Origin of the sequence: Zobellia galactanivorans (assembly GCF_000973105.1) — a bacterium.
Classification (GTDB): Bacteria; Bacteroidota; Bacteroidia; order Flavobacteriales; family Flavobacteriaceae; genus Zobellia; species Zobellia galactanivorans.
In genome coordinates, this window is the sequence record NC_015844.1 from 4570734 (window position 1) to 4591982 (window position 21249).

The 21249-nt window shown below is 43.4% G+C and carries 13 protein-coding genes; 9 read left to right on the forward strand and 4 right to left on the reverse strand.

The features are described from left to right. Nucleotides 1-261: 261 nt before the first annotated feature. Entirely contained in the window at nt 262-753 is a 492-nt protein-coding gene (locus ZOBGAL_RS18300) for a DUF2271 domain-containing protein (RefSeq protein ID WP_013995215.1), read from the reverse strand. Nucleotides 754-1072: 319 nt separating this feature from the next. Then, nucleotides 1073-1978 (reverse strand): DUF6607 family protein, encoded by a 906-nt coding sequence (locus ZOBGAL_RS18305; protein ID WP_046288068.1) that lies wholly within the window; start codon nt 1976-1978, stop codon nt 1073-1075. A 118-nt stretch (nt 1979-2096) separates the two neighbouring features. On the opposite strand from ZOBGAL_RS18305, the gene ZOBGAL_RS18310 reads away from it, so the two are divergent. From ZOBGAL_RS18310 to ZOBGAL_RS18320, 3 genes are all read left to right on the forward strand, one after another. After that, nucleotides 2097-4223 carry a TonB-dependent receptor plug domain-containing protein gene (locus ZOBGAL_RS18310; RefSeq protein ID WP_013995217.1) on the forward strand — a complete coding sequence of 709 codons (2127 nt, stop codon included), beginning with the start codon at nt 2097-2099 and terminating at the stop codon, nt 4221-4223. A gap of 11 nt (nt 4224-4234) precedes the next feature. Further along, the gene (locus ZOBGAL_RS18315) at nt 4235-5659 is read left to right on the forward strand and encodes an HmuY family protein (RefSeq protein WP_013995218.1); all 1425 of its coding nucleotides are present in this window, start codon (nt 4235-4237) and stop codon (nt 5657-5659) included. Between the two features lie 146 nt (nt 5660-5805). Further along, entirely contained in the window at nt 5806-6144 is a 339-nt protein-coding gene (locus ZOBGAL_RS18320; RefSeq protein ID WP_013995219.1) for a hypothetical protein, read from the forward strand. Nucleotides 6145-6207: 63 nt separating this feature from the next. Here ZOBGAL_RS18320 and ZOBGAL_RS18325 read toward each other — a convergent pair whose 3' ends face one another. Beyond that, nucleotides 6208-8091 carry a right-handed parallel beta-helix repeat-containing protein gene (locus tag ZOBGAL_RS18325; protein ID WP_013995220.1) on the reverse strand — a complete coding sequence of 628 codons (1884 nt, stop codon included), beginning with the start codon at nt 8089-8091 and terminating at the stop codon, nt 6208-6210. A gap of 386 nt (nt 8092-8477) precedes the next feature. Between ZOBGAL_RS18325 and ZOBGAL_RS18330 the strand changes: the two genes are divergently transcribed. The 6 genes from ZOBGAL_RS18330 (at nt 8478) to ZOBGAL_RS18355 (ending at nt 20638) form a co-directional block, all read left to right on the forward strand. Further along, nucleotides 8478-11561, forward strand: a complete 3084-nt coding sequence (locus ZOBGAL_RS18330; protein WP_013995221.1) for a SusC/RagA family TonB-linked outer membrane protein — start codon at nt 8478-8480, stop codon at nt 11559-11561. Between the two features lie 18 nt (nt 11562-11579). Next, on the forward strand, nt 11580-13253 hold the full coding sequence (locus ZOBGAL_RS18335; RefSeq protein ID WP_013995222.1) for a RagB/SusD family nutrient uptake outer membrane protein: 1674 nt from the start codon (nt 11580-11582) through the stop codon (nt 13251-13253). A gap of 198 nt (nt 13254-13451) precedes the next feature. Continuing rightward, the gene (locus ZOBGAL_RS18340) at nt 13452-15002 is read left to right on the forward strand and encodes a sugar porter family MFS transporter (RefSeq protein WP_013995223.1); all 1551 of its coding nucleotides are present in this window, start codon (nt 13452-13454) and stop codon (nt 15000-15002) included. After that, nucleotides 14999-16594 carry a glycoside hydrolase family 43 protein gene (locus ZOBGAL_RS18345; RefSeq protein ID WP_013995224.1) on the forward strand — a complete coding sequence of 532 codons (1596 nt, stop codon included), beginning with the start codon at nt 14999-15001 and terminating at the stop codon, nt 16592-16594. Before ZOBGAL_RS18340 ends, ZOBGAL_RS18345 begins: the two co-directional genes overlap by 4 nt. 155 nt (nt 16595-16749) lie before the next feature. Then, nucleotides 16750-17775, forward strand: a complete 1026-nt coding sequence (locus tag ZOBGAL_RS18350; protein WP_013995225.1) for a LacI family DNA-binding transcriptional regulator — start codon at nt 16750-16752, stop codon at nt 17773-17775. 367 nt (nt 17776-18142) lie between these two features. Further along, a complete protein-coding gene (locus tag ZOBGAL_RS18355; protein WP_013995226.1) occupies nt 18143-20638 on the forward strand; it encodes a hypothetical protein in 2496 nt (831 codons plus the stop codon). Between the two features lie 212 nt (nt 20639-20850). Here ZOBGAL_RS18355 and ZOBGAL_RS18360 read toward each other — a convergent pair whose 3' ends face one another. After that, a complete protein-coding gene (locus ZOBGAL_RS18360) occupies nt 20851-21246 on the reverse strand; it encodes a response regulator (RefSeq protein ID WP_013995228.1) in 396 nt (131 codons plus the stop codon). Nucleotides 21247-21249 lie beyond the last annotated feature (3 nt).

Consider the following 21249-nt stretch of genomic DNA (forward strand, 5'->3'; position numbering starts at 1 on the left):
TGAGGTTTTTTATTTGCTTGTGGGCCTTCCTGTCTATCACCAAACCCTGGATAAATAGGAGCCTCAATTTTAGGCGAAAGTTACTTCTTGTTAGGGTGGTGGAACATGATTTGGATCAGTTCCTTTTGAAGCTGGCCGGAAGCAATGGTCCCGCATCGAATAAGTGGAGGCCTTGATAATTGAGAGTTAAGGAAAAGAGAGCTCGCTCCTTAGTGGTATTGGGCATTGAGGGGTGAAGTAGGGAAAGGGCCGAGGGTAGGTTTACTGAGGAAGCAAACGTACATAACGGATAAAGCCCCTACCTTTTATCTTCGATTTTAGGTTTTCGCTAGTAAGTTCAAATTCCACATCGTTTTTATAATACTCTTGGTCTTCAACGGCAGATTCAAAACGGATTTTGTAGCCCGCATCTATCTTGTCTAGGGGAATTCCCAATACGGTCATTTTACGCTGTCCACCCGTTACGGTTTCACCTACAATAGCATCGATGTCTGGTCTTTTTTTACCGTAAAGTTGTTTCCACCATTCCTCGAGGTCGCGGTACCATTCGTTATCGTCGCCTTGTACATACAGGGTTTCTACGTATTCTTCCTTGCTGTTGAGCAAGGATACTACGATATAGGCCCCTTCTCCCGTATAATTAGTCAGTTGGATCAAACATTTGTAACCGATTCTTTCCTGGGGAAAGGTAAAGCTGGTCAATCCCACTAGGCATAGGGTAATAGAGACAAGGGGCAGATATCGTTTTTTCATGTTTTTTATGTTGTAGGAATCAGATACTTATTACAATAATCAGTTGGTGTTGTATGGGTTTTCAGGGCCTAAGTGATAAGCAATGTCCATAATTTCGTTTTAGCGATTATATGCCCCCGTGTTTCAAACGATATGCTAAACAGGAAGGTGTTTGACCCAAGGAGGAGCCGCAATGAAAGGGGGTATCTTCCTTTGCGACCATGTCAGATTCTAGGGCAGAAAATTCCTTATGAGCGCAATCGAAGAACATCGTTTTCCAGATAGCTTACCAATGGAAAAATAAGGGGTATAAACCGCATACAGTCCTTTTGTTTTACATCTATTTTACAAATGATTCGATTACTTTTTCTATACGCTTCTTTTTTACCATCTCCTCATCAAAGAGATACTTGTAGAGCACTTTGTTGTCTACTTTTTCGGCGAGGTGTAAATCTGTTTTACGAGCAAAAACCTCGTCCCACTTCGTACGTACCATGGCCCATTTTTTAGCATTGGACTTCCACCACTCGGCGCTAGGGGCACAGCGCGAATCATCTACCTTTACATAGGTGTTATAGCCTTTTTCTTTGGCGATGATGACATCTTCTTGACCTTTTTGTCGTAAAATTTTGGTGTTGTCTTGGTCATGTACCCAACCGTAGTCGGTTATTTCCTGCCTATTGCCTCGTAAGGTCAAATTGTAATCGCCTCGGGTGGTGTATTCCCTACGGGGAAGGGGGGCGGGGGTTGTGTTTTCCCAGTAACTTTTTCCATCTACATGCACCCATGTGGCGGAGCCTTCGTACCTGGGACTATCATCTACTTGATACACTTTTTGTGTCCATTGTCCCGTTACCTCTTCTTCTGTTTTTTGTTGGTAGACCCATTCATTATCGGCATTGTACAGATAGAGGTCCCTGTTTTCAAATAACCAATCTTGACGCCAGTGCTTAATGATCATAGGGTCGGCGGGATTTCCTACCTGTAGGATATGCTGTATGGATATTTTATCGGACTCATCGCTTACGAGCTGCGCCCACTCAAGGCCCTTGTCGATTTTGGTTTTTGAAGGCTTGTACAGGGAGTCGTTACTATAGTTGAAGGTTTCGGCAAAATTGAAGGTTACCTCGTAACAGCCACACATTTTTTTTATGGCTTCGGCATCTTGTTCTTTTTTGTCTTTTTGGGCACTTCCTTGAAAGCTTATAGCGGTACAGGCAAGGGCTAGAAAAAGGGATTTTTTCATGATGATCATAATTTATTTTGGTCAAATGTTTGAGCCGCAAAATTATAAAATTTATTTAGACTGATTAAAAATAATACATATATTTGCTCGCTATTAAGAATCAATCTAAACAATATACATGTCCCTTCGCGTATCGCTTACCGTGTTATCGACCCTTTTCTGTGTTACCATAAATGCCCAAGAACAGCGCGATTCTACAGGTACGACCGAGTTGGAAGAGGTTGTGGTAACCGGACAGTACAATAGGCAGAGTGTCGATAAATCCGTATTTCAAGTAAAGGTTGTCCCTCGTCGGGTTATCGATAATCTAGCGGCGAACAATTTGGCCGATGTACTGAACCAAACCTTGAACATCAATATTGTTCCGAATCCTTCAAGTGGAAAAAGTGGGGTTCAGTTATTTGGATTGGACTCACAGTATTTCAAGATTTTGATAGACAATGTGCCCCTGATCAATGATGAAGGTCTAGGGAATAATACCGACCTGACACAATTGAACTTAGATGATGTGGAACAGGTGGAAATTGTAGAGGGCTCTATGGGGGTACAATACGGATCGAATGCCGTATCGGGTATAATCAATATAATTACGAAAAAATCTTCCGCCTATAAATGGCAGATCAACCCCTATGTTCAAGAAGAGACTATTGGTAGTGAATATGGATTTGCCAATAAGGGACGCCATATCCAATCCTTGAAAGTAGGGCATAACATTTCGAAAAAGTGGTATATGAACGGCACCTATACCCGCAACGATTTCGCCGGTCACTTCGGAGATCGAAAGGGTCAGGATTACGAACGGAACGATGGTCATAGGGGACATGAGTGGTTGCCCAAATTGCAGAACAATGCCAAAGCCCTTGTGCGTTATAATGGTGATGGGCTTAAGGCTTTTTACAGGTTCGAGTATTTCGACGAGGAAGTTGCGCTATATGACTCACTGGTGCGTACCAATCTAAATTCGGCCACTCAAACTACGAACCCTACCGCATCCGATGAAATCTTCTTATCAAAACGCTTCAACCACCACTTCAACCTCTCGGGAAACCTTATCGAGACCATAAATTATGATGCTTCATTCTCATATCAGCAACAAAAACGCGATATTGAAACCTATAATTATAGGATCAGGGCAAATGAAAAGTTTGACCAAGAGTCTTTTGAATATGAGTCCCGTAAAGGGTTTTATTCTCGGGGAACCCTCAATAACCTGTTTCGAAATAAGTGGTCTAATTACCAGTTCGGATACGAGGTGAACGCTATTGATGGTTACTCTTCTTCGCTGGCAGGCGATTTTGAGACAGACCATATCAAACGACGATTGGAATCGTACGATATATTTGCCTCGGCCGAGTACATCGTAAGCAAAAAGTTTTCCGTACGGCCTGGGGTACGCTCCCTTTTTTCTTCAAAGTTCGACCCTCAGACTGCCCTCTCTTTAAGCTTGCGCTATTTTTTTGAGAACGGTTATCAATTGCGGGCGGTACTAGGCACTTCACCTAGGAGTCCGAATTACGATGAATTGTTCTCCTATTTCGTAGATATCAACCATGACCTTAGAGGGAATGAAGACCTGGATCCCGAGCGGGGTTACTCTGCCTTTTTACATTTAAATAAGGAGTTTTGGGCGGAAGACAGCGCATGGTCTTTAAAAAGAAAACTATCCGCTTGGTACCTTTCCGTAGATGATCGAATAGAGTTGACGATAGTCAATACCAATCCCTTGGCTTTTCAGTATAACAATATTGACGGTTATAAAACATGGGGTCTCTCTTATGCGAATACGTTATCTTATAATAAGCTGCAACTGAGTGGTGGCATCTCTTTCTCCGGGCAATCCAAAAGCTTGGAAAGTCAGGAAGATTTCAATGATGACTACCTCTATTCCGTACAGTTGAATGGAAACCTATCGTACCGTCTTCCGAAGTGGAATACCGTTTTTTCGGCATACTACAAGTTCACGGGGAAGCAATATCAGTTTTTACAAGATCAGAATGAAGAGGGGGAGGTCATCTTTATCAAGGGGGAACAAGATCAATACGGTTGGCTAGATGCCACCGTAAAAAAATCCTTCTACGACAACAGACTTCAGCTAACCCTTGGCGCTCGAAACCTCATGGACATAACCCGGGTGAACACCGTTTCGGCTGGGGGAGGGACCGTCCATTCGAACGCTACAAGTAGCGTTTTGCTCGGTTACGGAAGGTCATACTTTTTAAAACTATCGTACAATCTTAATCTCTAATTACTATACTTATGAAAATTACCATCAAACCTATTTTAACCCTTTTGCTTCTTGTGTTGGTCTCGGCCTGTAGTTCTGATGACGCTACTGTTGTACAGGAAGATTTTGTTGTCGCTTTTGAAAATCCGTCAGTGAGTTTCGGGGCCTCGGAAGACGAAAAAAATATCGATCTGGTGTTTTCAACGGCGGCGCCGGAAAACGGTTCTGTAGAAATTTCGTTTACGGGTACCAATGCCACCTATGGCGATACCGAAGATTTTGTAACGGTACCGGCCGCTGTGAACGGGGTTGTTACCCTAGATATCGCAAGTGGGGCAGAGCGTGCTTCCTTTGTTTTTAAGAAGTTAAAAGATGCGGTTGAAGGCACCGAAAAATCGATAACCCTAGAGATAAGCGCTGTTCATCTTTCCGATGGCCTGTCGAATGGAACCACAAGTATGCAAGTGGCCTTCGAGGAAACTGCGGCCCTTGGAGGTCAAATGGCACCTGAGGTAGGAGGCCCCAATGAGCCGAATCAGGTCTACATTGACCTTAGTGCCCAAAACCAAAGCAGTATAAGTCGCGAAGCCTGGGACTTGGCATTTTATAATGGGGATGCGTTTAGGGTAGCCATTAACGGCTCCCTTTACATGGCTGTGGCCGAGCTTGATGATATAGATATCGATGCCGTTACGGCGGAGCAGGTAGCCGGGCTTCAGGCCAGTGTGGCCGTTGGGACCTTTGATGCGGCCAATACGGCATATGTAGATGCGCCCAGTGGTGATATCAAGGGAACGGCCATTAAAGAAGTACCCGAAGTCGATGCGGCGAACAAAGTGTATTTGCTCAACATGGGATCAAAAATAGGTACGGAAGAACCGGAAACCGGTGGGGTGAATACTTCAGGTGATTCCCGTGGATGGATGAAAATCAGGGTGCTGAGAAACGGTAATGACTATACCTTACAATATGCCCGTCTTGAGGACACCACGCATAAGGAAATAAGTGTTTCCAAGGATGCGGCATTCAATTTTCAATTTGTCAGTCTTATATCCGATACGCTCGTTAGTGTTGAACCCGAAAAGGATAAATGGGATCTCAATTTTACGGTTTTTACCAATGAGATTGAAGGGTATGGGTCTTATGGCTATGCCGATTTTGTTGCTACCAATAGCAAAGGCGAGGTTTCGGCCTATAAGGTAGATGCCGAAAGTAAGTCTTACGAGGAATTTACGATATCCGACATTGATACGGAAGCCTTGGACACCGACCAAAGAGCTATTGGAAGCAGTTGGCGAAATGGAGGCGGACCAGGTACCCTGCCTTCCTTAAAAGAAGATGTATTCTTTATCGTAAAGGATGGCGATGGCAATTACTATAAATTGAAATTTACGGCTTTGGTAAATGAAAGTGGTGTTAGGGGATACCCCGCTTTTGAGTACACACTTCTTCAATAGCCCTTGACCTAAAGTCTGTTTGAAAACATTGAAACCGGACATGGACAGGTGTCCGGTTTTTTTAACTTAAAAAAGTGTAAAACAGCTGCAAACAAAGTGACTCAAACTAAACGAAATAGTTTTTATGAATCAATAAATAGGATAAAATGGAACTACTATATCAAAATGGTTATGGAGCGATGTATAAAATGAACAATAGAACAACGGGGGTACGCGAACTGCAAATGATTGTAGATACCGTAGGCGTGTTTATGTCTAGGGACGACCTAGACCACCTTTTGGGCATTGTTCGTAAATCTAACGAGCCCTGTACCTGTGCCGATTGTGGTGGGAATCATTGCAATAAGATTTGGTGCTCCAGTCCTTTGGTCGATATCTGCTTAAAAGTCGACGAAGCTATTATTGACCATATGGAAGACCTGATCCAAGGGGCCCAGTTTATGTTGGATATGGATGCTACCTTAGAGAAATACCGATTAAAATAAAGCTTATACCACAAAAAAAAGCAGTGCTTGACACTGCTTTTTTATTGGAAAAGGGTGAAACCATTAATACTTGATTCCCGGTGTGGGCTGCATGGCTGTTTCTATATGTAGGGTATTTGTTCCCTTTGAAAGACTTTCCAAGGGACCTACTTTAGGGTGGGCTCCTATTCTTCTACTTCCATTGAAATCCGTGTTTACTGTAATAGGGGTTGCCGACTTGTCGGCTATACTCTGTTCGGCATGCGGAATCTGTCCTATAAGATCGGGATCGACAAATGGGGCGTTGATGTTTTCATAAGAACGGTCAAACCTAAATTTGAAACTAAGGCCTTTTTTGCTTTCTTTTATCCGATAGGTAAAGTCAAACGGACTTTCGGCCGAGTGCTTATGGTCTTTGTTCGGGCGTATTCCACCGACATAAAGGTTATAGGCTACTTCATTACCGTTATGCGGGGTGATTTCAAGATCGAAACTTCCGTTTTTGCCGACGAAAATATTATTGTAGAATTTGTTGTTTTCAATCTCGACCTTAAGTCCGTCATTTACCTTTTTTAAGGTATGTGGTACTACGGTGTAAGCATTTCTTGCGCCCGAACCCCCATTTCCGAATTCTTGTATGGCGAAGTGAAAGTTGGTATCGATAAACAGGTTATGGGCAAATATCGAGCCTCCGGAGAATACCTGAACGGCCTTGCTCGGCAAATCGATTATAACATTATTGTCAACAAGGGTCGGCCCGATATTTGCCTCTAAAAATAATGGAGTAGTGGCCCTTTCCCCACCGATCAAGAAATTCCGGGTAATTCGGGTTCCTTGGTTGGCAAAGTCTATCCAAATGCAATACGATTGCGAAGAACTGTCTTGCTTTGAGGTGATATTCCTGATAAGATTATTTTCAATATGTACATCGGTACAGTTCCAAATCTTTATACCTGCAGGTTCATAGCCCCCAAATTCATTTCTGTAATTGATATCTTCTATTCTATTGCCGATGATGGTCGATCTAGAGAGGCCCTTTTGACCGGCAATTCCGTATTCACCACACTTGGTAATGATATTGTTCTTTATCAGATGGTTGCCAAAGGTTTCTATGTTTTCAAAAGAATCAAAATCGTCAAACGATTCCCCCATCATTATTCCTGCTGTTTTAGAATAACTTACTTCACAGTTTTCAATGATCCAACCTTGTCCCATTTTAGAACCTATAGCTCCTTTTTGTGTAAGTGGATTCGGATCGGTCTCACCTACATTGGGTGCCTGCCAGTTGGGCGCGGCATGTAAAAACCTGAGTCCGTCTAAGCTAATGTAGTCTATGTTGAGGCGGGAAGGGAAGAAGATGAGTTCGCGTACATTGATTTCCGTTTGCTCCTTATTGGGGTCGTAGCCCTCGAAATTGGCATAGATAATTGTCGTCTCTTCGGTTGAAGTAGTGTACCACGTATAAGTCTTGGTCTGGCATTCCTCTAAACTTTGTACTTCGTGAAAAGCCCCATTGTTCAAGTAAACATCGCCCCTATGGTGCCACTGGCCGTAATTTTGAAAATCACCGTCAACCGTTAGCGTATAGGGATTATACCCCTTGAAAAAAGAAATGGGCACTTCAAGTTTCCACAGTCCGTTTGCTTGTTTTTCCCAAGTATCGAATTCTTCAGAGCCCTTAATGTAAACCTGTGCTTTATCGGCGGCCCTATAGGTAATCCTATTTGACGGGGAGCTCCCTCCGCGTGCAGGGTCGATATACTCCCTATAGGTGCCTTCGTGGATCATAATGGTATTTCCGGGAACGGCTACGCTAGCGGCCTTTGAAATGGTCAAAAAAGGACTTTTCTTGGTTCCGTTATTTTGATCACTTCCGTGTTTGGCTACATGTATTTCCTGCCCATGGGCTATGTCTACATTGGTTAGTAAAGCGACAATGGCTAAGAGGAAAAATGAGGATGGTTTCATATGGCTCTGGTTTAATCAATTATAGGATTATCGCCTCATTTAGATGTAGATAAGTCAGTCTATTGAGGGTTAAATTGTTTATATGTAAATATTTATAGCAAAATAATGTCAATTCATTAAGTCGAGCAATGAAAAGGACGTTTTTCTACGAAAGCGTTTTCGCTTGTTCCTTTAAAATCTTGGATTCAGTTTTAATTAATTGGTTTAGAGTGGTTTAAAATTATTTTTCCGTGTATTTAAAAAAAATGAATTTCATCGTCTTCGTTGCTTCCATTTGTTAAAAAATCATAAAACAACAAGGCTTGACTCTACATTTGGTTGGAATGAAATTATCGATGACGGGTAATCTTCCATTCCATAAAAGAAACTAATTAATCTGAAAATTTATGAGCAGGAGGTTGATTCAGAATGTATTGGCACTTTTTATTTTTATAACAAGTTCGAACTACGTTCTAGGGCAGACAGTTACAGGCAGTGTTAAGGATAAAAGTGGCCCTCTGCCTGGGGCAAGTGTTGTAGTGAAGGGAACAACTATGGGAACACAGACCGACTTTGACGGTAATTATACGGTCGAAGATGTTACAGCAGATGCGGTCTTGGTCTTTAGTTACATTGGGTACAGAACCCAAGAGGTCTTGATCGGCGGGCAAACCAATATAGATGTCGTTTTGGAAGACGATGCGCAATCGTTGGACGAGGTCGTTGTGGTAGGATACGGTACACAGAAAAAATCGAATCTTACCGGTGCGGTCAGTATTGTCAAGACCGAGGAAATTGAAAAGGCCCATGTTGCCAACGCCAGTAATGCCATTGTAGGTCGTACACCTGGTGTTGTGGCCAAACAGGCCAGCGGGGAACCTGGAAAGGATGGTTCGAATATTTATATACGAGGGGTTGCTACCTATCAAGGAAACACTACGCCAGGTATCATTATTGACGGTATCGAACGTAATATGTCCGATTTCTCGCAGTTAGATCCCAATGAAATCGAATCGGTAAACGTGTTGAAAGATGCGGCTTCCGCGGCTATTTTCGGTATGCGTGGGGCCAATGGGGTTATCGTCATCAAAACGAAGCGGGGTAAGGTAGGTAAACTATCGGCCAAATTTTCTTCTAATTTCGGCTTTCAAAGTCCTACCCAATTACCCGAATTCACCAATTCATACGAGTATGCGACCTTGGCCAATGAAAGGGAGAAGCTTATGAATCCCACCAGTACTACGCCACGGTTTACCGACGAAGAAATCCAAAAGTTTAAAGATGGTTCCGACCCTGACCGCTATCCGAATACAGATTGGTACAATCTAATTCTTGAGAACGATTTTGCCTTGCAACAACAGCACAACCTTTCTATGAGCGGAGGTGGCGAAATGGTAAAGTATTTTACCTCCTTGGGCTATTTGGATCAGGGTGGACTTTACGATGCCTTGAACTTTGACCGCTACAACCTACGGACCAATGTTGATATCGACTTTAGCAAGAACACTACATTTTCCGTAGATATCTCGGGCCGCATGGAAGAAACGAAAGAGTCGAACACTTCGAGTCAAGCGGTATTTGCCGAATCTCTTCGGAATGCTTCGATAATGCCGGCTGTTTTTTCGAACGGGAATTTGGCCTCGCCCTTTGGGGGGCACAACAATACCTATGCGGCCATAAAGGATGGTGGTTATGCCAATACCGAAAACAACAGTATTCTTACTAGGTTGCAGCTCGAACAGCAACTTCCATGGATACCGGGTTTATCGGTTAAGGGAGTGGTTTCCTTGGATAAGAATTATTACAAACGGGAGACTTGGAGCAGTGACCCCCAGACCTATAGCATAGAAGCTAATGGGGAATATATAAAATCGCCACGGCAAAAACCCCAATTGAACTTGACCCAAAATGAGTCGGAGTTTCTCGAGACCCAATTGGCTTTTAATTATAACCGGATTTTCGGAGATCACAGTATTTCAGGTCTGGCCATGTTCTTTCAAAAGGAAACGAATGTCAGCTATTCGAACATCAGGGCATTTGATTTTTCCTCGGAAGTCTTACAGCAAATAAATGCAGCGGCACAGAATGTATCTACGGGTAATACCGATCAATTTGGACGTCAGAGTTATATCGGGCGATTAAATTATTCCTATAAGCAACGATACTTGTTCGAGGCTAATGTTCGTCGTGACGGTACCGAGAATTTTGCGCCTGATTATCGATGGGGAACATTCTCTTCCTTTTCCGGGGCTTGGATCCTTTCCGAAGAAAATTTCTTTGAGAATGTAAAGGGCATAGATTTCCTTAAGATAAGGGGGTCATACGGTACACTGGGTAATGACCAGATAAACACCGACCGATTTCCATACTATAACAAATACAACCTATACACGGCTAAAAACTGGTTGAACAGTAAACTGAATTATGGAGATTACATTTTTGATGGATCCTATGTTAAGGGTTATGAACCTGGGGCACTCGGTAATGAAAGTATTACCTGGGAAACCTCCACTAAGTCCAATATTGGGCTAGATGCAAAGTTATTTAGGGATATCGATTTTACCTTCGACTATTTCACGGAAAAACGTTCCGACATTTTGACCCAACGTTCGGCTTCGGTTCCGCTTCACTTTGGGGCCACCTTGCCCCTTGAAAATATCGGGGAGGTAGAGAACAAAGGCTTTGAGGTCGCTTTAGGCTATACCAAGCGATTGGAAGAACTGACCTTCTATTTAAACGGGAACTTCACCTATGCCAAGAATAAGATCATCAACATGGATGAAGCCGAGGGTACTTCTGAATTTCTAAGAAGGGAAGGCCGCCCCATAGATGCCTATTACGGTTACAAGGCGCTTGGAATTTTCAAGACGCAGGCCGAAATTGATGGCTTTGCAGCACAGGAACTCCAAGGGGAAGGTTACCAGACAAAACCGGGAGACGTAAAATACGCCGATGTCAATGGTGATGGAAAGGTTGATGCGGGTGATAGAACTTATTTAGGGGAAGGAAACGTACCCAATATCATTTATGGGTTTTCAGGAGGCCTCGATTATAAGAATTTCGATTTTTCCTTTATGTTCCAAGGTGCTGCAGATGTTCAGTATCAATTACAATCGCAAATTGTATGGCCCTTCTTTAACGATGGGGGCGTACCGCAATTCTGGGCCGATAATCATTGGTCGGCGAGCAATCCGAACGCACAGTACTCGAATATAGATGTCAATAACCACAATTTCCCGACCGATGCTACGAGTAGTCTTTATGTATATGACGCCTCTTATCTTAGGTTGAAGAATATAGAATTGGGCTTTTCCTTTCCCCAAGAAGTGGTTTCGCAATTGAACCTCACGAATGTTCGCATTTATCTGGGAGGGCAAAATTTACTGACCTTTTCCGATGTTCCCCAAGTAGATCCCGAAACGATCAACAGTATGGGGCAGACCTATCCGAACATTAAGTCGTACAACTTCGGTATCAAAATAGATTTTTAATCAAGAAAACAATACAAAATGAAAAAGTTATTCATTTTATCCATAGTAATTTCAGGCATGTTCACGGCATGCGATGATTCCCTTTTAGACGTAAAACCATCTACGTTTATCTCAAATGAATCGATTTGGGAAGAAGAGGGACTCATAGAACAGAATTTGGCCAATATATATGGTACCACGCTGACCCCGTTTACAAGAAAGGGCGATTTGTACGATATACCGGCTTTTAGTCACATCGATTTGGCTACGGATGATGGAAATGGGAAAATCGATGCGGCCATTCAGTTATTCAATACTGGTGGGATAACGCCTTCCAACGCCCCTTATGCCAACGAGTTCTGGTCTGAAAACTACAAGTTGATCCGTAGGGCCAATGTGTTTTTAGAGGGTGTCGCAAAGGTATCGGATGATGTTATTGCTGCCGACAAAGTGGCTACCTATATAGCCGAGGTACGGTTTTTAAGGGCCTTTGCCTATTTTGAATTGGTCAAGACCTTCGGCGGCGTACCGCTTATAGACCGAGTACAGGGGATAAGTGATGACGATATTCTATTGCCTAGAAATTCTATCGAAGAGGTCTATACCTTTATTTTTTCCGAATGTGATTTTGCGGCCGATAATTTGGAAACCGATGTGATTTCAGGACATGCCTCAAAGGGAGCTGCCCTAGCCTTGAAGTCAAAGGCCATGCTCTATTATGCGAGTCCATTGAACAACCCCGGTAACGATATCGCGCGTTGGAGCGATGCCGCCGATGCCGCAAAGGATGTTATGGATTTAGGTAAATACGGACTCTTTCCTGATTATAGAGGGCTCTTTTTAGCGGCCAATGAAGGAAATGAGGAGTCTATTTTTGAACGCCAGTTTCAATTTCCCGAATCGGTGCATACCATTGATGTTACGTGGGGAATGTGGTTTCGATCAGTGCCCGGTGCCGGTACATGGGGCGGTTTTAGTCCGACCCAAGATATTGTCGATGCCTATGAAATGACGAATGGCCTTCCTATTAACGATTCCAGTTCAGGGTATGACCCGAACGATCCGTATAAGAATAGGGACAGCCGTCTCGATGCGACCATAGTCTATAACGGTTCGAGTTGGAGAGGCGTAGAGAACGTAGGGTTCTATACAGATTATAGCGAAGACCCCCAATTGGCGGGAAATGCACACACCAATAAGGCGGTAAACTGCGGTTATGGGTTGAAGAAGTTCGATGAAGAGGCCCCCATTGGTACGGCTCTGTCCAACGGTTCTTATGCGCAAGAGAACAACTATATGCTTTTTAGGTATGCCGAGGTATTGTTGAACTACGCCGAAGCACAAAATGAGGCGGTGGGGCCGGATCAAGGAGTGTACGACGCCATCAACCAAGTCAGGAACCGTGCCGGTCAACCCAATTTGCCGGAAGGACTTTCAAAAGATGAAATGAGATCCCGGATTTGGAATGAAAGAAGGGTAGAATTGGTGTATGAGGAACACCGGTTTTTTGATGTACGTAGATGGAAAAAGGGCATGGAGGTCTTCAATAAGCCCATCCATGAGGCCCTTGCGGTTAGGCAGTCTGACGGAAGTTTTGTCTATACCTATCCGGAAAAGGAAGACCGTACCTATAGGGAGCATTTTGATTTTCTTCCTATTCCCATCGGTGAAATTGAAAAGAATCCAAACTTGGTTCAAAACCCAGGTTATTAATGAACGATATATTTTAAGTAAGACTTTGTTGTTTAGTTAGTTTCAAAAGGTAATAGCACAATGTCACTGTGCTTTACCTTTTGATTTGTATTTTTCAAAAACTAAGGCCTTAATAAAGGTATTAGAAGGAGTCGTAATCTTATGAAAACAAACTGTTTTCAAATAAAAAATTTAGAAGGTATAAGCTTTCTATAGCGTATGGATAGAGTAGTTCGTCGAAAGACGTTTTTTGTGGCCCTCGTTGTTTCCATTGGTGGTTTTCTCTTTGGTTTTGATGCCGGTATTATATCGGGTGTTATTTCCTATGTTACGCCAGAATTTGGTTTGAACGATGCACAAACGGGATGGGCGGTAAGTTCCCCTTCTTTTGCGGCCATGTTTTCCATGCTGTTTGCCGGTAGGCTGAGTGATATGTTGGGGAGAAAGAAAATTCTCTTGGTCGTAGCTTTCCTGTATGCACTTTCTGCCCTTTTGTCGGCATATGCCAGCTCTTACGAAATGCTATATATAACCCGAATGATAGGGGGTGTGGCCTTTGGGGCGGCCCTCGTATTGGCTCCTACTTATATTGCCGAAATATCCAATGCGGAGAATAGGGGCAAACTGGTTTCCATGCAGCAGTTGAATATAGTACTCGGCTTTTTTGCGGCTTTTCTGTGCAATAACATTTTAAACGGTCTCAATGGTCCCGGTAGTCTTTATTTGAACGATCAAACGGTCTGGCGATGGATGCTCGGGGTCGAGTTGTTTCCTGCCCTTCTTTATTTGATTTTGATGTTTTTCGTTCCACGGAGTCCCCGTTGGTTGTACCAAAAAAACTTCAAGGAAGAAGCCAAAGCGGTCTTGATAAGTCTTCACGGCATCGAAAAGGCCGAGGCCGAAGAGGAAAGTATAGAAAGAAATATTGAGGCACAGAGCAAGAATAAAGAGGTATCGATTATGACCTTGTTGAAGCCCTCATTGCGGTTTGTGCTGGTCGTAGGCCTTATTCTGGGCGTAATCCAGCAGGTTACAGGTATAAATGCGGTGTATTTTTATGCGACGAGTATTTTCAAACAAACCGGTATAGGAACCGATGCCGCCTTTACTTCGGGGGTTCTTTTAAGTTTTACTACCGTAGTGTTTACCGTATTGGCCCTCTTCCTTATCGATAGACTGGGCAGAAGACCCTTGCTGTTATCCGGTTTGGTAGGAATAGGCATTAGTATGCTCTTGTGTGCGTACGCCTTTAACAATGCCACATATGAACTCAAGACCGAAACTAGTGGCAACCTAAATATGCTAGATCAAGACAAGCTGTTTCAGGTGAGCAACATCAAATTTGAAAATGACGTAGATTTTAAAAATGCCATGAAATCTACTTTCGGAATACGGGAATTCACCAAGAATGAAGGGGCGATTATGGAAGCGGCTACAACCATGAACCCTAATTTGGTACTGATCGGAATTCTAGGGTTTATAGCGTGTTTCGCTTTTTCCTTAGGCCCGGTAATGTGGGTGATGCTTTCTGAAATGTATCCCAATAAGTACAGGGGCTTGGTCATTGGTGTCATTGGTTTTGTCAATAGTCTTGCAAGTTGGTTGGTACAACAGTTTTTCCCTTGGGAATTATCCAACCTAGGCAATGCCATGAGTTTTTTCATTTTCGGCGTACTGGCCATAATCGGTTTTGCCGTACTGTACAGAATACTGCCGGAAACCAAGGGGAAGTCTTTAGAAGAACTTGAAAAAGAATTAATCAGAGAATGAGTACGATACAAAATCCGATATTGACAGGCTTTAACCCTGATCCCTCAATATGTAGGGTAGGAGACGATTACTATATTGCCACATCTACCTTTGAGTGGTTCCCTGGGGTACAGATCCACCATTCCAGGGATTTGAAAAACTGGAAATTGATAGCGCGCCCCCTAAACCGTATATCACAATTGGATATGCGGGGAAATCCCGATTCGTGCGGGGTTTGGGCTCCATGTCTTTCTTATGACAAGGGTACCTTTTATTTGGTATACTCCAACGTTAGGTCTTTTGACGGGGTATGGAAGGACACACCGAACTATTTGGTGACCACAAACGATATTACGGGAGATTGGAGCGAACCGATCTATCTGTCCTCAAGAGGGTTTGACGGCTCCCTTTTTCATGATACGAATGGTAAAAAATGGTTTCTGAACATGCTGGTTGATCACCGCAATGGCCGTTTTTTCGGAGGGATTGAAATGCAGGCCTATGATGCGGAACAAAAGAAACTCGTAGGCGAGGTACATTACCTCACGCCTGGCACGGCATTGGGACTGTCCGAAGGCCCCCACCTATATCAAAAAGACGAATTCTATTATATTGTTTTGGCTGAAGGAGGAACGGAGTATGGCCATGCCATGACCGTTGGAAGAAGTAAGGATATCTTCGGACCCTATGAGTTTCACCCCAATAACCCATTGGTCTCGGCGGCTAGCGACAAAACAAATCCTTTACAAAAATCAGGACACGGCGATTTGGTACAGACCCAGAAGGGCGATTGGTATGCCGTTTTTTTGGTGGGAAGGCCCCTGACCGTACACGGGAATTGTACACTAGGAAGGGAAACGGCCATAGAGGAAGTGGTTTGGAGGGATGACTGGCCCTATCTGAAAGGCGGAAGCCGAGTGCCAAGGCAAGAGATCCCCTTACCCGATTTACCTGAATTTCCTTTTGAAAAGTCCCCCGAAAGGGTAGATTTCGACAGTTCGGAAATCCCTATCGATTTTCAGTCACTTCGGGTGCCCATTTCAGGGGAATGGTGTAGCCTTTCCCATAGAAAGGGGTATTTAAGGCTCTATGGAAGGGAGTCGTTGAATTCCCTCCATTATCAAAGTCTTTTGGCAAGAAGGGTTCAGGCCTTTCATGTTCAGGTTTCTACCTGTATAGAGTTTCGCCCCGAAAATATCCATCATATGGCCGGCTTGGTGTTTTATTACAATGCGGGCCATTATCATTATGCCTGTATCACCGCTAATATCGAAGGTACGAAAAAGTACTTGTGTGTGATCTCTTCCGATAACTTTAAGATGAGTTTTCAAGAAGAACTGGAAGATACCACGGCCTATGAAGCGGTATACCTTAGGGGGGTGATGAACAGGAACCGTTTACAGTTTTATTGGAGTGCCGATGGCAATAATTTCAAAGAACTAGGCGAGGAGCTCGATGCGAGCATTTTGTCGGATGATTATGTGCGCGATGGAAGAAGTAGGTATCGACCGGCGTTTACGGGGAGTTTCGTAGGCATTTGTTGTCAAGATCTGGCCATGCATAACCATCATGCCGATTTCAAATGGTTTGAGTATAAAGAATTGGATGGGTAAAGAGCGGTATGGCCCGAGTAAACTGTATCTTGTGGCAAGAAGCTTGCTAATCTTATGTAAACGGCTTATGTTGGCCATGAATACATAAACCTATAAGCCGAGGCCAAATTAAAAGGAATCGGCTCTAGTTTTTAAACCTATCCATACTTGAAGAAATGTCTAAAATTACACTCAAGAAAATAGCGACCCATTTTAACGTGTCTATTTCCACGGTATCTAAGGCCATTAACGATAGTTATGAAATAAGTGAGCAGCTACGGACTAAAATTCAAGACTACGCCAAGGCCAATAACTATCGCCCCAATAAGGTGGCGTTAAACCTGTTGAACAGAAACACCAAGACCATAGGTATTGTAATCCCCAACATATTGAACTATTTTTTCGTTCAAGTCTTATATGGTATTGAAAGTGTGGCAGATATAAAGGGATATAGTATAATTACCTGCATCACCAACCAGAGCCTTGAAAAGGAAACCAAAACCTTGGAATTATTGAGTGCGGGCTCCGTTGACGGCATTATCATTTCATCGGCTGCCGACGAATCGGAACTGCCTGGGCATGTGCCACAGATAAAAAAGCTTCACGATAATCAGATACCCATGGTCATGTTCGATAGGGTAACCGACTTGATCCAGTGTGACAAAGTTATTGTCGATGATTACGAGGCGGGATATAAGGCGACGCGTTTTTTTATCAATACCGGCTGTAGGACCATTGCCGTAGTTACCCCTATAGAAGATTCCAATATAAGCAAACTTCGGATAGACGGGTATAAAAAGGCATTGGATGAAATGGGGGTGGACTTCGATGAAAAGTTAATAGTTCCTATAGGTAAGGAAGATGATTTAGACATAACTATGTCGTTTCTCTTAAATTACCGACCTATCGATGCTATAATGACCCTCGACGAAATAACCGCGGTTAAAGTGATGAGCATAGTGCAATCAAGAGGTTACCGCGTACCGGAGGATATATCCATTATCGGTTTTACGAACGGCGAGCTGTCAAAATATGTTACGCCTTCCCTGACCATGGTAAGTCAACACGGAAAATACATTGGCGAAACGACTGTCGACATACTGATCGACCGTATCGAGAACAAAGACTCTAAAAAGGAATTTGAAACAAAGGTGGTCAAAACCAGCCTTATCGTTAGAAATTCGACCAAAAAGCCCCTTTAGACTAAATCCGGACTTTTTAAGATGATGTGGTTATCATAGAGCTATTTATAACTATTTCTCCTCGGCCCCGGCCGGATCGTTGATGGTAATGAAGCGTACTGTTTATACAAAAATACCGACGGTCCATACAAATTTACTCCCCAAGATGCGGGAGTCCGTATATATTTGATTCGTTGATTTCCGTGATACGGTAATTGACAAGACCAACCACCTTCCTTACGAACAAGCCGATTCTTGAGTGCTTGATACAGCTTTCTCCCGATTATTCCCCCTAGAAAATTTTAACGCCCCATACCCTTATCAATTGGTGTTAAGGACTTTGTTGCATAGGAAAAAGGATAATAATCTATATAAAAATGAAAATGTTATGGTAAAATCATCATCTAAACAGATGCTTTATGGTAAGGTATCTAGTAAAAAGGACGGTAGCTCGTTAGAAGGCTTGGCCGTAGAATTGGTAGACGGGAATCTTCTTAAAATGAAAGGGGTAAAACCGGCAATAACCGATAAGCAAGGTCGGTTCAGTTTGGCCGTTGAGAGCTCAAAAAAGGAATCGGAACCCAAGGGTTACTTGCAAGTGCTGAACAAAGACGGGGCGCCCATTTTTGTTTCCGATTCCGAAATTTTTTCAAAAGGGGGCGCCTTGGACCAGATTGAGCTTGTCGTGCCGGATGAGGCGATACAGGCGGCATCTTACGACTTCTCAAGATTTCAGTTCAAATCATTGGTAAGCATCAACCCGAATTACTTTGGGGCCTTCGAAAAGCTAAAGCTACCGATAAAGATACCGGTCATACAGCCGAAGAAGGGAGATACCAAGTATGAAGAACTTGAATGTATAGGGCTCTACACTGAAACCGACGAACTGGAGGCGGTTTTTAAAGTGAAATTGCCTTACGGATACGGAGGTGAACTATGCGGCTCTGGCAGTAAGGAATTCATTGCTTTTTATGTGGACTATGGTTCGGGATTTGAACCAGTCGGCCCAGCGGTTTCGGTAAGCGCACATAACCTCGGGGCGGCCCGAAAAGGCCCCTTGTGCTATGCGGTAAAACAGGTTGTGGATTTTGAAAAAAAGAGCTGTAAAACCCCTTACTTGGTAAAGGTAAGGGCTATTTTAAGTTGGAATACCCCACCTATGGGACCCCATTATGTACCTACTTGGGGTAATGTAAAAGAGGCGTGGGTACAAATTAACCCAAGTAAAAAAGCATGGGAGATTCTTACAGGTGATTTCAAGGAACTAAGCCTCGTAAAATCGTATAGCGACCTGCAGCATCTCAAGAAAGAACTCCTAGAGAAAGTGAAAGGTTCGCTTGACTATAACAAAAAAGACCTTGAGGAAGACCGTGTCGATTTTAAGGAGAACATTTTAAAGAACCCGAATTATTACGCGGGAATGGCAGATGAAAACGAGATCCAGAATGCCTATGATCAAGTCCATATGCTACCGCCCGAGATCTTGGAAAAATTCAAGCCAAAGTTGATCGATCCCAAATGGCTGTTTCCGATTAAACCCTTGAAGTACAACACTTCGTTTGAGGAACTGAGCTGTGTAGGCCTGTTCCCCGAACAAAATACGCTCGAGGCGGTAGTAGCGGTAAAGCGCCAAAATGGTTATAAGGGCAATCTGTGTAGCTTGGGCAGTGAAGAGTATGTTGCCTTTTATGTCGATTGGGGCGATGGTCTGGGCTATCGCCACGAGGGTACCCGATTTTTTAAGGTACATGACATCCCTAGAAACGTCAACCCCTTAATGTATGCGGTGAATCTTCGGGTAGACGATATGGATAGAAAGTCGAAATCATGTAAGGTGGAAAATATAATAAAGGTAAGGGCCATCCTCAGTTGGGAAGTCGCTCCTACCGGACCGAATTATAGACCTGCATGGGGCAATGTTAAGGAATGTCGCGTTCAGGTAAGAACATATGATGGGGCCAATAATAATTGCGAGATCCAACATGTGAACAAGGTCTTGGTCGAAGATATTAATAGCGATGGCTATGCTCGTAAATACATCAACGGTACGACCTTATCGCCAAATCTGTTCGACCGTCCGTTCGGACATATTGTTGCGATCTGGGGCCATATAAATGTGCCGACAAGCAAGTATTTTCGAATGCTCTTCCGGAAAGAGAGCGAAAGTTCATGGACTGTAGTTGAAGACGGAAGAAGGTATAAGCAAGGATTGTTCACTATAGGCCTGCGCGTACCCGATGAAAACGGATGGTTCCGTATAGATGAGTATAATAACGATTTGGGGAATTATAGCGACACCCCTCTGGCGAACTGGGATTCGGAAAGTAGAACAGGTAAATACCGCCTGCGTTTAGAGTGTGCGGACGCCTCAAAAACACCGATTCAATCATGCGAGGTCTCGGTTTTCTTGGACAATAAAAACCCAGAACATTATGGTTTTACCGATAGCCCCATACCACAACTGGGACTTACCGTAAAGAACAGTGCGGGTGAGGTAAAAGAATGTGGCAAGTACAAAGGAGCTGAAAAGGTACTGGTTTATGGTAATTTTAAAGATGACCACTTCAACGCTTTTTCGTTAGAGATATTTGGCGGAAACTTGCCCTCTGCAGGTATAAAGATAACCCCTGCCGTAAATCGCTACGATGAAGGGGGCAAGCTCGATAGCAATGGGATTGTAGGAGCTAGCGATCCTGGAAAAGGCAAGTTGTTGACGACAATCGATAATATGGCTGCCGATCCTATCAATGCCAATGTTGACTGTGCCTATGGAATACGAATGGTAACTTCGGATAGGGCTATTCTGGGAAGCTTTTCCGGTTATGTCTTTAGACGTAGCTCACATTCCAAGGCGTCTTACGTAACCTTTAACTGGGCGCCATAAATAATTTTTGATTAAGGAGAAGGCCAACTCGGATGTATCTGTGTTGGCTTTCTTTGTTTATCGGTGATGGTAATATCGGTCATGGAGAAGGTCGGAACCTCTTTGATATCGGCCGCCCCAAACTAAAGGGTAGGGCGGTAGAAGACTTTAAGGGATTGAAGAAAAGGCTAGGTCATGTTGTAGATATATAAATGGACAAAAACTAGGGAGGTCTAAAAGGAAAGATTGAAGTGCTCGTGCATTATTCCCCTTATAGCTTCTTCGTTTAGAGGCTTGTACATCATATCCTTGATTTCCCTATACTTGGTCATTTTATCGGCATCACTGGGTATAATGGAAGTAGTCAATAAGATTACCCGGGTATTGATCTTTAATTTTGGGTCTAGTTCACTATATAGGTCCATAAACTCCCATGCATCCATGGTGGGCATATTTATGTCGATGAATATGAGTTCGGGAAAGGCTTCCGCATTGCTGAGATAGTCGATAGCTTTTTGCCCCATAGTAAAAGCCAAGATGTTTTCCGCACAATTGACCCGTCTTAAGTAAGTTTCGTGAATGAAGTTTGTAGCGTTGTTATCGTCTACAAGTACGATGGTATTTATCATAGT